We start from the raw sequence: 13,010 nt of genomic DNA, 5'->3' as shown, positions 1-13,010 counted from the left end.
CCCTTCTCCCAAGATGGCTAGTCGTTCCAGATCAAGACGCGAATCGGCGTCGGATTATAGGCATTGCACGGATTATTAAGCTGCGGACAATTGCTGATCAGCACGGCAGTCCGTCCGACGGATTGCATTTCCACGTAAGCTCCCGGCGAGGATACGCCGTCATCGAATTTCAAGCCACCTTCCGGCGTAACCGGCACATTCATGAAAAAATTGACGTTTGGCGCCAAATCGCGCTTGTTGTACGGCTCGCCGCGCTGTGCAAGCTGCAGCATAAACGTATCCCGGCAGTTATGCATGTGCAGCTTCTCATGGGCGTAACGGACTGTATTGCTCTGCGCGGAGCAGGAGCCCCCAACCGTGTCATGCCGGCCGCATGTATCGGCAACAATCTTCACCAGCTCTTTGCCCGATTCGGCAAGCAGGACAGAACCCGTTGTCAGGTAAATGTTCTGCTGATTCGTAATCGTAGCAACCGCGCTGTAATGATCCTCCGGATTATCCGCATCGAAGAACAACGTATCCGCCGCTTGATTTCCTTCCAGATCCACAATGCGGAGTACTTGACCAGGCTCCAGATCATGCATCCAGCCATCCCCTGCCAGTACTACTTCGTTATATATCGCCGCCTCAGGCAAGCGCGTGCTTTCTACCCGGTTAAAGCTTCCCATTGGTGTATCCTCCTCAAATGAATCGAAATATTCCGTCTATTATAGCTCCAGCAATTGATAGTAGCTCCATGTATTCTCGAACGCCCTGCGGTTCTCCGATCTGAAGTTCAAGCAATAATCATCCTCGGTCACCGGTTCGGCTGCCGACACTTCAATGCCAACCGGTACGGCCGGGTATTCCGTTCTTGGATCAAGCGGGTTAGGAGTATTCGATACGACAATCAGAACATCCATTTCCGTGCGGAGTACGACGGATGCCCCGGCCTCGCAATGACCAAGCTCATAATGCATTTGCCCTTCGTCATCCACATAAACCTTGGAAAACAAATTCACAACAGGCGACATATCCCTTAAGCCAAGCCCGTTACGCGTCAGTTCAACAGCAAAGTTCTCTTGGCCGGACCGAAGCCATTCATTCCGGAGCTCCTGGTAGGTCGTCTTGCCGTACTTGCGGTCGGTAAGAGCTCTTGTCGTGTAGCCGCTGATCGTATCATGCCAGCCCAGGCTGTCTTCCACGATGCTCGCAAGCACTCTTCCGTTATCGCTCATAAGCGTATGGCCTTTCGTCAAATGCGCGGTGTATTGCGCCTTGAGCGAATCCGGCATGTTATAGCGCTCCGTCAAATCCTTCGCGTTAAAAAGCATAATCGACAGGTTCGCGCCTGCTTCCTCAGCCGTAAACCGAATCCGTCTGCCTTTGCTTACCGTCCCAGACCATTTCTCCCCGGCGCGAATCGATGTTTTCCAAATGCTGCTCATCGTTATGTCCCCCTTTGAATAAAAAAAGCCCGGGAGAATGATCTCCCAGGCTTTTGTCCTTCCGTGTCATATGATCGGCTGCTTCGATAAGCTTCCGTCATACGCCGTCTCTCGGACCAGACTTGACGTTTACCCGTCAACGGAACCCTAGACAGCTTTTTCGCTCCGGCAATTCCGGAACTTATTCAGATGTAATGATTGCTAACATAGCCCAAGTATAAGTGGATTGATTTTCCGTGTCAATATACATTACATAAAAATTATTTTAATTCCGTTTCGATCGCTGCGGATGAAGGAAAGATTGTTGCTGAAGGCTTCATTTCCGCCGCGCGCAGCTTTCTTGTGCGGAACAGATAATAAGTAACTCCGAAAACGAGCCAAATGCAGCCAAGAAGCAGCGCTTGAGAGTCAAGCAGCGTGATGAGCCAAATAATGAACGATGCTCCGATCAAAGGGAAAATCAAATATTGGAACGTTTGCTTGAGCGAACGCTGCTTGCGTTTGATGAAGCATTCCACAATGACAGAAAGGTTAACAAAGGCAAACGAGGTTAATGCGCCAAAGCTTACGAACTTAACGGCCATATCCAGACTGATAACTAAAGCAAGCAGAGAAATGACGGATACGAGCACGATATTGTTGACCGGCGTACGGTATTTGGGATGCAGGGCTCCGAAAAATTTTTTCGGCAGAATCGAGTCGCGGCCAAGCACATACATCAACCGGGATACGCTCGTCACGGAAGTCAGCCCTTGCGTGAAGATCGCGAAAATCAGAACGGTTGTAAAAATAGCGCCTAACGCCGCACCGCCGGCAAGCTTCATCAATTCAAAGCCTGCTGCATCCAGATTGTTAAAGGTCAGGTTAGGATATCTCATCTGAATCAGGACGGATGTCGTAATGTAGAGGATACTCGCAATCAGAATGATGAGCATAATCGCTCTTGGGATCGTCTTTTTCGCGTCGATCGTTTCCTCCGACAAAGTCGATACGGTATCGAAGCCAAGGAATGAGAAGCAGATCAGCGAAGCGCCGGCAAGCAGCGTCGACAATCCGGCATCCATGTGGGTGAAAGGCAGCACAACGTCATGCACGCCATTCAAGCCTTTCATCAGATAGCCGCAGAACAAAGCGATAAATATGATCTGGAAGAGAACAAACAGCTTGCTTAAGCTGGCGGAGAATTTAATGCCCGCGATGTTGACGATCGCCAAAATGATGTTCAGCAGTATGATCCACACATAGGCCGGAACCGCAGGGAACTGGGCATTCAGGTAAATGCCGAAGGTCAGGCAGGCAATAATCGGGGAGAACAAGTAATCGAGCAGAATCGCCCATCCTACCGTAAAGCCGGGAATAGGATGCATCGATTTCTTAACATAAGTATAAGAGGAACCGGAACCCGGGAAGATCTTGGCCATAATGCTGTAGCTGTACGCCGTGAAGAAGATCGCTACTATGGACAGCGAGTAGGCTTCCGTAATCATTCCTTTCGAAGCGTCATAAGCGATTCCGAATACCGAGAAGTAAATCATTGGCGTCATCCAGGCCAAGCCAAGCGCGACGACCTGAACAAGCGTAAGTGATTGGCGCAGCGTAATTTCTTGTTTCATCTCCATACTCCTCCCTTTCTCTGGACAAACAAGGTAAAACGGCTTTGCCGTCCTTAGGCGGCAGAACGCGTTTCAATCCGGAGAATAAAAAAAGCCGCGGGAAGATATTATTCATATCCTCCCGGGCTTTTCTCCCTCCGTGGACACAGCCTGTTGGCCGTGCGTCCTCTCTCGGACCAGACCAGCGTAATAGATCGCTGCGGAACCCTAGAGAACAATGGCTATTCAGTTGCTCGCGTAATGTAAGCTTACATTCTTCGTTTCAACTTGATGTTATTTAATATAACATGTAAATTTGGTTTTTCAAGCCCCTTTTTCAAATTTATTTGCGATGATGTTCGATTTGTTCACATATAAGCGTTTTCTCTTCGTTTTAATATAGAAAAAAGAGGACTACTCTTCGATAGAAGAGCGGCCCTCTTTCTTTTCCTACCATGTTAATCGCCAATTCCTATCTTCCGAGGCCGTCAGCCGGCCTTTCGACCGAATATACCCAACCGCTAAATCGGCCATATCTTCCGCCCCTTCAAAGAGAACGGGCTTCCCTTGGAACATATCGAAGTTTCCGCCGCCCCCAGCGCGGTAATTGTTCATAACCACCGAGTATTCAGCCGTCATGCGGAGTTCCTCGCCACTCCGGGAAAGCTTAATAATGCGTTTTCCAACAGGAAATGATAGATTAATGTCATATTCAATCCCCGACCACATGTCATAATTGTAATGCTGGGCTTTAGGCTGAAGATACGCATCGCTGATGCCTGGTTTCCCGTCCGCGCCAAGCTCGAAATAAGCGGCACATTGCTCTAGCGCCATGCGGATATCCTCTCCGGTAAAACAAGAACCGTTAACGTGTTTGGATATACGAAAGCCGACAGCACATCCCTGACCGTAATGACAGCTCCAAAGCCCTTGGACTCTTCGCTAAGCAAAGCCGCAGCTGATATTTCCGCGCCTGTCGACTCAAGCTGTACCTGATGAATAAACTGCACAAAGGGATGCGGTGCCCTGCGGCATTCAAATGGATCGCGTACGAACAAGTCCCCTTCCGTCGTTCCAATGGGCTGGTCCAGCCATTCCTGCGTCTTTCTTTCCATCGCCCCGGTTAGGGCCTCTACCTCCCTATCCGCCGCAGTATCCGCTTCCGGCTTCAACAGCCGGGCCGCCTTTGAAACAATTCGCCAGCCATCTTCGCTATGCTCAAATTCAATTGCAAGATGTCCAAGGGCTTGTCCATTGCTTCCCGTCTGCACGACGAGCACTCCGTTCAGCTCCTCCGCGATCAAGCGGTGCTGATGCCCGGTAATCAATACATCAATGCCCGGGACCTCCATGCACATCGCGTAAGCCTGGTTCTCGCCGGTTAACCGCTCGGTAGCTTGGCCATTAGCCAAATCGCGTTCGAAGCCTCCATGATAGCTGACAATAAGAAGATCCGGCTGCTCATGCTCCCGTATGTAGGCGACCCATGCTTTGACGGCTTGATTACTGGATACGCTGGCTATTTCCGTTCTGGGAACGATTATTTCTGCGGTGGTCAGCTTTCCTTTTGCCATCTGGGCGGCCAGAAATAGGAGCAGGTTCCGGACGGTCTCGGGATCGGGAAAGATTGTTCTGAGCTTTGTGCGCACCTTCCCCGAGCTGGTTATAGCCCTCCTCTTCATCAAAGCCGTAGGTCCGGGCTCGTTCGCAGGCGTTCTTGCTCTTGGCATTCATTCCGTCGGCATGCTTAGCAAGCTGTATGCCGAGGAGATCGAGAGCATCGACCGCGGTCCTTCCGAAGCCCTGCTTGCATCCGGCGCCAATCGCTTCCAGCAATTATGGTTTGCCGTGCTGCCGCAAGTGCTTCCAAGCTTTTTGTCCTATATGTTGTACCGGTTCGAAATTAACGTCCGTTCGGCGACCATCCTTGGCTTTATCGGAGCCGGAGGAATCGGTACGCCGCTCATCTTCGCTTTAAGCACGCGTCATTGGGACCGTGTCGGCATTATTTTGCTTGGGATTATCGTCATGATCACCGTCATTGACCTTATCTCCGGCGCGATCCGAAGAAAGCTCGTGTAATGGGAAAAGGACAGTTCCATCAATGGAACTGTCCTTTTCTTTTCGATTCCCCAAAAGGGTAAATCCCTTAGCCCGGCTTTTGTACCGGAGAGGCAAATACCCAAGCATATCTCCTCCACCCACATATATTGAAGAATACTCCAGACGTAAGGAGGTGTTGTGAATTATGTCAGGACTTGGCCATGGTTTTAACAGTGTTGGTTCAATTCTTGTGCTGTTCATCTTGCTGGTGATCATCGTCTGCGGTTGCGGATTTGTAGGCGGTTGGGGTGGCGGCTGCGGCGGCGGTTACCCGGGAGTTGGAGGCGTAGGTACAGGTAAAGGTTACTACTAATCCATGCAGTTACTGCCTCCATGCATGCTGATGAATGTAATTCTTTAAATAGATGCAGCAGACAGAAGACCCCTCTGCGGGTCTTCTGTTTGCTGTGCGTGGCGATTATCCACCCGTTACCTCTGTACCGGAGGGGCAAATGGAATTGGTTAAATGCCTCCGAGGCAAATACCCAAGCACATCCGCTTCTCGCTCATATAGTAAAGTATATCCAGACGTAAGGAGGTGTTGTGAATTATGTCAGGACTTGGCCATGGTTTTAACCATGTTGGTTCAATTCTTGTGCTGTTCATCTTGCTGGTGATCATCGTCTGCGGTTGCGGATTTGTAGGCGGTTGGGGTGGCGGCTGCGGCGGCGGTTACCCAGGGGTTGGAGGCGTAGGTACAGGTAAAGGTTACTACTAATCAATAAAGCATCATGCCTCCATGCATGCTGATGAATGTAATTCTTTAAAATATAGAGCGGACAGAAGGCCCCTATACGGGGCCTTCTGTCCGCTTGCGCCTGGCCTGTCAATCTTCCTATCAGGAGACTCATCCTAGCATGACGATTGCAAATAGCCTCTTATCTACGAGATAGAGGTCCAAGCAATTGCTAACATAGAATCATAATCTATAGTGTATTCTAAATTACTAGGAGGTTTTATTCTTAATGGCATCTTCCGGTTTCATTCTTGTTCTGTTTATCCTGTTGGTCATTATCGCTTGCAGCTGTGGTATCTTTGGTGGTGGCTGCTCTTCTTACGGCGGATATCGGGATAAAAAAAGCTAATACAACTGGCTAGTGATTTTCATAAAAATAGCGTTGCAGGGTGCTATCCCTGCAACGCTATTTTTCTTTTTCTAAAAGGCAAGTGAGGCACCCTTTATTATTTTCCGGCTTCCGCATGCATGGCATCCACCGATTTACTCATTAGCTTAAAAATAAAATTAGGCGCCATCCGGCTCATCAGCTTGAGCAGATTGCTTTGCCCCGGACGAATTTCAAGCTGATCCTTTTCCATCGCTTTAAGGACATGACTAACGAGCTCGGACACTTCCATCGCCGCGCTTCCTTTCATATCATCGGCTTCGAACGCGTCAACCAGCGTTGTTTTCGTTAATGGCGGAGCAAGCTCAAATACCTGAACCTGCGTATTCTTGAGCTGGGCCCTCAAAGAACGGGTAAAGGAATGAATGCCGGCTTTTGTAGCGCCGTAGACGGGCGAGATCGCGAAAGGAACAAACGCCAATGCGGATGAGACATTCATGATGGCCGCGGATGGCTGCTTCAGCAAATGGGGCAGGAACTGGTTAACCATACGAACCGGTCCGCTCAGATTCGTCTCGATCTCGCGGCTGATGTCGAGGAGATCGACTTCCTTCTTCTGCAAATTGATTTTACGCATCAGGCCTGCATTATTAATAAGCATATTAAGCTCCGGGAATTGAACGGTTACGCTGTTATGTAATTTGGCGATAGAATCGGGATTCGTAACGTCGCACGGGAACGTATGAAGCTTCGGGTATTGCGCTTTCGCTTGTTCGAGCTTAGCTTGATCCCGGCCAGCTACGATAACCGTATTGCCAAGGGCCGATAAGCGGCTAGCCAGCTCGAGACCGATGCCGGAAGCACCGCCGGTTATAAGAATGGTATTGGAATGAAGTTTCATTGGATTTGTCCCTTCGCTTGTGAGTTTATCGGCTGTATTTTACCATCCCGATCCCTATCTTGTCACCAAAATAAGGAATTGCGGATACAAAACAAAGCAGAGGAGCATCGCCCCTCTGCTTGTCCCTTACTTGATATAATGGTTGCTGACAAGATCACCCTGGATGGCGTCTGTTGGAATAATGAATTCCGGAAGGCCCATCGAGCCCGGAGCAACCTCATATTTATTAAATACGATAACCAGCTTGCCGTCTTCGTTAATATAGAAGCTCTGATCCTTCTTGATCGACGAGAACGTCTCCTCTTCCGAGATATAGTCCGTTGCTCCGGCAATCCAATAGATCTTGCCGTCATCGTTTTTCATCTGCTCTTTCATTTGGGCTAAAATATTGTCGCTTACCAGCTTTATATACTGATCATCTTTGAACAACATTGGCAATGTAATCAATCTCTGATTTTTCTTATCAATCGTATCAAACTGCATCACCGTGGAAGAAGATGCCGCCGTCTGCAGAAAATAACGGCCAATAGACAAAATCGTATCGTTATCCGTCTTCACTTCGTATCCGGCATCTATTCCGACATGAGCGTCGTTCAAGCCTTGTTTCTTTAGTTCTTCAATCTCTGCCTGGAATTGGGCATATAACGCTTTACTTTCGGCCAAATATTTCTGATTAAGCCCCAGCTGAAGCTCCTTGTTCTCCATATTCGTAATCGCCGGCACTTTGATATCGGCTTCGTAATTGGAATCCTTCACTTTGAACTCTTGCAAGGTAAGCACTTTGATAATCCGTTCCACGCCAGGAATGGAAGCAAGAGCATTTGCAACCGTTGTACTGGCGTTAATCGCAATCAGAAATACGAGTATCGCTGCCGCTACCGTCATCCCTTTTACCTTCAAACGTTTTGCCTTGCGGGTATGCAGGGCTTGCTTGATGGAACGGTTAACGATAAGATCCAGTTCCTCCGGAATCGGTACCGACTGATACTCCTTCCGCAGATGCTCTAATATATCACTCATCCATTAGTCTCCTTTAAGGAAGAATCCTTCAGCTTCATGCGAAGCAGTCTCAACGCTTGGTACAATCTCGTTTTGACCGTATTCACATTCTCTTGAAGCACCTCCGCCACCTCTTCGATCTTCATATCCTCGAAGTAGCGGAGGACTACAACTTCCCGGTATTTAGGGGGCAAATCCGCGAGTGTCCTGACCAGATCGATGTCCATGTAGGAATCTTCTGCGCCTAAAGCGTAAAATTCCAGTTTTTCCTGGTCCATCGGATGAACTCTCTTGTGCTTGCGCAAGAAATCCAAAGAGGTGTTCACAACGATACGGTAAAACCAGCTTTTCACCACTGTGGAATCCTTGAGCAGCTCGATACTGGTCATGGCTTTATAAATCGAGTCCTGAACTATATCGAGCGCGTCCTCTTTATTTTTGACATAGCTATATGCCAGCCGGTAAATGTTTTCCTTGTTTTCTGTGATGCAATTGGTCAGTATTTGTTCGGACTTTCTGTTCATGGCCGGCATACCCTTCTCTATTTATGGTCACTTGGAGATCGCATCGATAAGCACGGACGCATAAAACTCTGCGCCGTCGCGCTTCAAATGAACGCCATCCTTCGCGAAATAATCTTCCTTCCCTTCGCTTGCAGAATACCAGTCTACTATGGTTACATTGCTGTACGCCTTAGCAACTTCTGGAAGCATCTGATTTACTGTATCCTGCCAGTTCCGCGGGACACGCGTATTAACGAGATAAATATGCTCAACCTTATCAAGCGACTCGATTAACGCCTTCAGTTGCTTGTTGGTAAACGCTCCGTTGGTCCCCAGCTCCAGAACGACCGTGCTGCCTAGCGTATTATCGGCCTTCATCTGGTCGATCACGTCCTGTGCCTGCCTCATCTGACGGCCAACTTTACCATCCACGACAATGCCGGGCATTAGCTTCTCAAGGAACGGTGCAGCATCCAGAATGACCGAATCACCGATAACGGTAATTCCTTTGCCGCTTCCCGCTTGATGAACGGGAGGTTTTGCCGTTTCAACCGGCGGCTTATTCGGGTCGTCCGCTCCCTTTTGAGGAGGCTCGGTGGTGGTAGAACTATCCTTCGTCTCTCCGGAAGGCTTCCCGGCATCCGTTTCCGGTTCTTTGGACGGCTCCGGCGTATGCTCCGGCTTAGCCGTCTGAACAGGCTCCTTTGTTGAATCCGGCTCCTCATTTTTCGTCGGTTTGCTTGTTGCGGGATTCTTATCCGGTTTATCCGTATGATGGTCGGGAGTCGTAACGGCAGCATCGTCTTCCGGCTCTTTTGTTGGAGGCGGCGTTGTCGTAGAAGGCGGAATCGACGGCTGCACGTCATCACGCTGGATATTATCCGAGACAACCGTTACCGGAGCCTGTTTGGCTTTCAGAAGCGAATTCCCGAAGCTTGGCGTAAGTAATAAAGGAATAATAATTAGAAAAGCAAGAGGCTGTACGCCAAGCCATCTGACGGATAATGCCGTCCGGAATTTTGCCCGAAGCGAGCCGCGCCGAAGCGGTTCCTCCACGTATTTGTAAGATAAGGCAGCGAGCGCAAAGCTTGCCGCGATCTGGAATGCAATCAATAACGGACTTGGGGTAACGGCTTGATTGGAAGGATTCGTTAAAATAATAACAGGATAATGCCAAATGTATAAGCTATAAGAACGAACGCCAATCCATTTTAACGGGCGAAGCCCCAAGGCTATTGCCAGCAAGCTGGCAGGATGAGCAAGTACAGCGATTACAATTGCAGTGAGAACCGACAACCCCAGGAAACCGCCGCGGTATAATGAAGCATCGTATTCGTTCATTTGATGCATCATGGCGATAAGCGCGATCAAGCTTATGCCTCCGATGATATCCATCGAAAACCTGGAGGCTTTGGACACGGCTGCATTCAGCTTATGACTCGGCCATACGACAGCCAGTGCCGCTCCAATCAAAAGACCAAACATGCGGGTATCCGTTCCATAATAGACGCGGCTTGGATCGGATCCGGGAACATACAGGAACGCCATTGCGAGTGCCGATGCGACGGCTGCGGCAAGAATCATAACGAACAGCTTGCCGCGGCGGTGGGTCAGAAGCAATAACAGCGGCCAAATCAGATAGAACTGCTCTTCAATCGACAGAGACCATAGATGTCCGATTGGGGACGGCGGGCCAAAGCTTTCGAAATACGAGACCTGATGGAAAATCAGCCACCAGTTATTAACGTAGAACAGCGATGATAAGTAGTCGCCCTGCAAGTGGTTTAACCGGTCGGGATCGAGTAACAACAGCCATATGGCAACGAACAGCAGCATACAGAACATCGCAGGAAGAAGCCTGCGTGCTCTTCTTATCCAGAAGTCCTTCAAATCCAGCCTTCCGTAGCGCTGCTTCTGAATAAGGATTTGATCGGTAATGAGGTAGCCGGAGATGACAAAAAAGATGGCAACTCCAATTAATCCTCCCTGCGCCCATTTCATGTTCAGATGGTACGCGATGACGGCGAGCACCGATAAAGCCCTTAATCCGTCCAATCCCGGCATGTAACGTTTCTTGCTGTTCATGTTGTCTTCCATTGCTGTTTCCGTCCCTTACATATTAAATAATTTTGTTATGTATTCAAGACGCATCAAGCCGCCAAAAAGTTTGCACTTTTTTCATGGAAATTTTGAACAAAAAAACAGCATCCCGTCACTTCAGGGTATGCTGTGGGCAAGCCGCTCGATTCCTATTTTCATTTGCTCGAAAGAGGCGTAAGAGTAGGACAAACGAAGATGATTTTGATCCGTTTTGTCATAAAGGTATCCGGGATTAAGCAATACTCCGTCTTTAAGAGCGGCATCGAATAAAGCGTGGATAGACAGGTCGCGTTTGAACCGTAGCCAGATATAAAACCCGCCCGTTGGCACCACCCATTCCGCCACTCCCTTCAAATAATATTCCAGCAGCTGCAGCATATAGGTGCGGCGGGCTTTCAGCTCCTTCCTCACATGGTCGAGATGCTCCCCGTACAGCCCTTGCCGAAGAAATTGCGTGACCGTCCATTGGGATAACGTGCTAGCTCCGTAATCGGACTGCATCTTCACATCGGCAAGCCGGTGGATCACCTGCTCCGGTCCAATAACCCAGCCAATCCGCAGTCCGGGACTTAACGTCTTGGACATGCTCCCGATATACAGGACCAGCCCGTTGCGGTCCTGCGATTTAAGCGGCGGAGGGGATGGTTCGTCCAGCCAGAGATCGCGGTACGCGTCATCCTCCATGATCGGCAGCTTGTACTTTACGCATAATCGGTAAACGTCCCTCCTTCTGTTCAGGGACATTACCGTGCCGGTAGGGTTATGGAAGCTGGGGATGGTATACAGCAACGTCCCTTTTCCGCTTCCCGCATAATGCTCGAGTGCGCGCGTATCCACTCCCTCCTCGTTTAAAGGCAAGCCGGTCATGCTCATGCCGGCAGACTGAAAGACTTGAAGGGATTGCAAATAAGACGGAGATTCGGTTAATACGGAAGATCCGTTCTTCAGCAGACCGAGGGCAATAAGCTGCAACGCTTGCAGGGCTCCGGATACAATGAGTACCGAATCGGGAGATACGTTCACTCCGTAACCCGCCATATGCTTGCTGATCTCTTCCCGAAGCGGATACAAGCCGCGGGGCTCCGGATAGCCGAAAATATCCGTTTGGGGCGGCAGCTGCCGGAGGATCCGGTTCATCGCCTTCGGATATAAATCCGGAGAAGGCTCCCCCGTCCCAAGCCTTATGATATCCGGTATAAACTCCGCATGATTAATATCCTGAATGGTTCGTTGGTTCGGCCGATGTACACCGGTCTTTACATAAGCTTCCCAGTCCGGCAGCTTGGGAACCTCGTTATCCCAGGCTGCGGCTGCGGAAACGATTGTCCCGCTCCCGCTCTTCCCTTCAATCAGCCCGTCTGCCGTAAGCTCTGCGAAGGCTTGTACGATAGTGCTCCGATTCACGCCGAATACTTGCGCGATAGCTCTTTCCGTCGGGATACGGCTGCCCGGCGGCCATTCGCCGCTTTCTATTTTTGCACGGACATAATCGGCGATTTGCCGGTAAAGAGGCATTCCGTTATTCCGGACCGGCCTCCAGTTCGTTTCAAACTTCATCGGTATCCCCATTCCCTGATCTGATATTGGTTGGTAAGGAAGCCAACCGTTTGGATGGCGACAATGTTTGCTGCAGCCCTTACAATAAGTCCATATTTTCATACAAAGAAAGGCTGTGTTTCCTTTGCCATTCCTGCATGGTTTACTGCTGGCCATCGGGCTCATTCTGCCCCTTGGCGCGCAAAATGTGTTTATTTTCTCGCAAGGCGCGCTGCAACCCAAATTCCGCATGGCTCTTCCGGTCGTAATCGCTGCGGCCTTATGTGATACGATTCTGATTCTGCTGGCGATTCTTGGCGTCTCTGTACTTATTATAAACATACCCGTACTCAAAACCATTCTTATTATCGCCGGCGTACTGTTTCTTGCCTATATCGGCTGGATAACCTGGCGCTCAAACGGACTAGCATCCTCCACCGGCGAAGCTAGCCGGTATTCTCCGCGCAAGCAGGTTCTACTCGCCGCCTCGGTATCGCTCTTTAATCCCCATGCCATCATGGATACGATAGGAGTAATCGGTACCAGCTCCTTGCATTACGGCGGCCCGGCAAAATGGATGTTCGCCATAGCCTGTATCTTCGTCTCGTGGCTGTGGTTTTTCTCTCTCGCCGCAGCCGGAAGGATAATGGGCAAGCTTGATTCCGGCGGCAGACTGATGAAGGCGATGAACAAAATCTCCGCTCTGCTCATCTGGGCATCAGCCATTATGATGATTGTAATCAATGCATAAACGGAAGAAGACCAGCCGGATGCTGGTCTTCTTC

At 49.7% G+C, this 13,010-nt stretch carries 13 protein-coding genes, 1 pseudogene and 2 riboswitches; of the genes and pseudogenes, 5 read left to right on the top strand and 9 right to left on the bottom strand.

Annotated features, from left to right (window positions below):
* Window positions 1-17: 17 nt before the first annotated feature.
* The 4 genes from ACR9FF_RS13980 to ACR9FF_RS13965 all read right to left on the bottom strand — a co-directional run bounded on the left by ACR9FF_RS13980 (window position 18) and on the right by ACR9FF_RS13965 (window position 3,853).
* Window positions 18-668 carry an urea amidolyase associated protein UAAP2 gene (locus ACR9FF_RS13980; RefSeq protein WP_127491955.1) on the bottom strand — a complete coding sequence of 217 codons (651 nt, stop codon included), beginning with the start codon at window positions 666-668 and terminating at the stop codon, window positions 18-20.
* A gap of 39 nt (window positions 669-707) precedes the next feature.
* Complete coding sequence (locus tag ACR9FF_RS13975) at window positions 708-1,427, bottom strand: urea amidolyase associated protein UAAP1 (protein ID WP_435171788.1); 720 nt, start codon at window positions 1,425-1,427, stop codon at window positions 708-710.
* A 40-nt stretch (window positions 1,428-1,467) separates the two neighbouring features.
* Window positions 1,468-1,589: riboswitch (guanidine-I (ykkC/yxkD leader) on the bottom strand.
* 98 nt (window positions 1,590-1,687) lie between these two features.
* The gene (locus ACR9FF_RS13970; RefSeq protein WP_435171787.1) at window positions 1,688-3,040 is read right to left on the bottom strand and encodes an APC family permease; all 1,353 of its coding nucleotides are present in this window, start codon (window positions 3,038-3,040) and stop codon (window positions 1,688-1,690) included.
* A 116-nt stretch (window positions 3,041-3,156) separates the two neighbouring features.
* Window positions 3,157-3,262: riboswitch (guanidine-I (ykkC/yxkD leader) on the bottom strand.
* A gap of 207 nt (window positions 3,263-3,469) precedes the next feature.
* Window positions 3,470-3,853, bottom strand: coding sequence for a 5'-nucleotidase C-terminal domain-containing protein (locus ACR9FF_RS13965; protein ID WP_435171786.1), 384 nt, complete (start codon window positions 3,851-3,853; stop codon window positions 3,470-3,472).
* 669 nt (window positions 3,854-4,522) lie between these two features.
* Here ACR9FF_RS13965 and phnE point away from each other — a divergent pair.
* The 4 genes and pseudogenes from phnE to yjcZ all read left to right on the top strand — a co-directional run.
* Window positions 4,523-5,101: pseudogene (gene phnE / locus ACR9FF_RS13960) on the top strand (phosphonate ABC transporter, permease protein PhnE); the annotation flags it as partial.
* Between the two features lie 166 nt (window positions 5,102-5,267).
* Window positions 5,268-5,435 (top strand): hypothetical protein, encoded by a 168-nt coding sequence (locus tag ACR9FF_RS13955; RefSeq protein WP_164775558.1) that lies wholly within the window; start codon window positions 5,268-5,270, stop codon window positions 5,433-5,435.
* A gap of 237 nt (window positions 5,436-5,672) precedes the next feature.
* Window positions 5,673-5,840: a hypothetical protein gene (locus tag ACR9FF_RS13950; protein WP_164775553.1), complete on the top strand. Its 168-nt coding sequence runs from the start codon at window positions 5,673-5,675 to the stop codon at window positions 5,838-5,840.
* 247 nt (window positions 5,841-6,087) lie between these two features.
* On the top strand, window positions 6,088-6,207 hold the full coding sequence (gene yjcZ, locus ACR9FF_RS13945; RefSeq protein WP_127496725.1) for a sporulation protein YjcZ: 120 nt from the start codon (window positions 6,088-6,090) through the stop codon (window positions 6,205-6,207).
* Window positions 6,208-6,304: 97 nt separating this feature from the next.
* Here yjcZ and ACR9FF_RS13940 read toward each other — a convergent pair whose 3' ends face one another.
* The 5 genes from ACR9FF_RS13940 to ACR9FF_RS13920 form a co-directional block, all read right to left on the bottom strand.
* Window positions 6,305-7,087 carry an SDR family oxidoreductase gene (locus tag ACR9FF_RS13940; protein ID WP_435171785.1) on the bottom strand — a complete coding sequence of 261 codons (783 nt, stop codon included), beginning with the start codon at window positions 7,085-7,087 and terminating at the stop codon, window positions 6,305-6,307.
* 126 nt (window positions 7,088-7,213) lie between these two features.
* Complete coding sequence (locus ACR9FF_RS13935) at window positions 7,214-8,107, bottom strand: DUF3298 domain-containing protein (RefSeq protein WP_435171784.1); 894 nt, start codon at window positions 8,105-8,107, stop codon at window positions 7,214-7,216.
* The gene (locus tag ACR9FF_RS13930; protein WP_127496722.1) at window positions 8,104-8,610 is read right to left on the bottom strand and encodes an RNA polymerase sigma factor; all 507 of its coding nucleotides are present in this window, start codon (window positions 8,608-8,610) and stop codon (window positions 8,104-8,106) included. The genes ACR9FF_RS13935 and ACR9FF_RS13930 overlap by 4 nt, the downstream gene beginning before the upstream one ends.
* A 27-nt stretch (window positions 8,611-8,637) precedes the next feature.
* Window positions 8,638-10,686 carry an acyltransferase family protein gene (locus ACR9FF_RS13925; RefSeq protein ID WP_435171783.1) on the bottom strand — a complete coding sequence of 683 codons (2,049 nt, stop codon included), beginning with the start codon at window positions 10,684-10,686 and terminating at the stop codon, window positions 8,638-8,640.
* Between the two features lie 120 nt (window positions 10,687-10,806).
* The gene (locus ACR9FF_RS13920) at window positions 10,807-12,246 is read right to left on the bottom strand and encodes a PLP-dependent aminotransferase family protein (protein WP_435171782.1); all 1,440 of its coding nucleotides are present in this window, start codon (window positions 12,244-12,246) and stop codon (window positions 10,807-10,809) included.
* Window positions 12,247-12,370: 124 nt separating this feature from the next.
* Here ACR9FF_RS13920 and ACR9FF_RS13915 point away from each other — a divergent pair, with 124 nt between their 5' ends.
* Window positions 12,371-12,976, top strand: coding sequence for a LysE/ArgO family amino acid transporter (locus ACR9FF_RS13915; protein ID WP_435171781.1), 606 nt, complete (start codon window positions 12,371-12,373; stop codon window positions 12,974-12,976).
* The last annotated feature ends 34 nt before the right edge of the window (window positions 12,977-13,010 follow it).

This window comes from Paenibacillus glycanilyticus (assembly GCF_051200795.1).
In the GTDB taxonomy this organism is placed as follows: Bacteria; Bacillota; Bacilli; order Paenibacillales; family Paenibacillaceae; genus Pristimantibacillus; species Pristimantibacillus glycanilyticus.
Note: the sequence above shows the minus strand (reverse complement) of the source record. Positions and strands in the feature narration are given on the sequence as shown.

Excerpts from the sequence above, each read along its gene's own strand:
- ACR9FF_RS13980 (WP_127491955.1), bottom strand. The coding sequence starts at position 668 with ATGGGAAGCTTTAACCGGGTAGAAAGCACGCGCTTGCCTGAGGCGGCG.
- ACR9FF_RS13975 (WP_435171788.1), bottom strand. The coding sequence starts at position 1,427 with ATGAGCAGCATTTGGAAAACATCGATTCGCGCCGGGGAGAAATGGTCT.
- ACR9FF_RS13970 (WP_435171787.1), bottom strand. The coding sequence starts at position 3,040 with ATGAAACAAGAAATTACGCTGCGCCAATCACTTACGCTTGTTCAGGTC.
- ACR9FF_RS13965 (WP_435171786.1), bottom strand. The coding sequence starts at position 3,853 with ATGGCGCTAGAGCAATGTGCCGCTTATTTCGAGCTTGGCGCGGACGGG.
- ACR9FF_RS13955 (WP_164775558.1), top strand. The coding sequence starts at position 5,268 with ATGTCAGGACTTGGCCATGGTTTTAACAGTGTTGGTTCAATTCTTGTG.
- ACR9FF_RS13950 (WP_164775553.1), top strand. The coding sequence starts at position 5,673 with ATGTCAGGACTTGGCCATGGTTTTAACCATGTTGGTTCAATTCTTGTG.
- yjcZ (WP_127496725.1), top strand. The coding sequence starts at position 6,088 with ATGGCATCTTCCGGTTTCATTCTTGTTCTGTTTATCCTGTTGGTCATT.
- ACR9FF_RS13940 (WP_435171785.1), bottom strand. The coding sequence starts at position 7,087 with ATGAAACTTCATTCCAATACCATTCTTATAACCGGCGGTGCTTCCGGC.
- ACR9FF_RS13935 (WP_435171784.1), bottom strand. The coding sequence starts at position 8,107 with ATGAGTGATATATTAGAGCATCTGCGGAAGGAGTATCAGTCGGTACCG.
- ACR9FF_RS13930 (WP_127496722.1), bottom strand. The coding sequence starts at position 8,610 with ATGAACAGAAAGTCCGAACAAATACTGACCAATTGCATCACAGAAAAC.
- ACR9FF_RS13925 (WP_435171783.1), bottom strand. The coding sequence starts at position 10,686 with ATGGAAGACAACATGAACAGCAAGAAACGTTACATGCCGGGATTGGAC.
- ACR9FF_RS13920 (WP_435171782.1), bottom strand. The coding sequence starts at position 12,246 with ATGAAGTTTGAAACGAACTGGAGGCCGGTCCGGAATAACGGAATGCCT.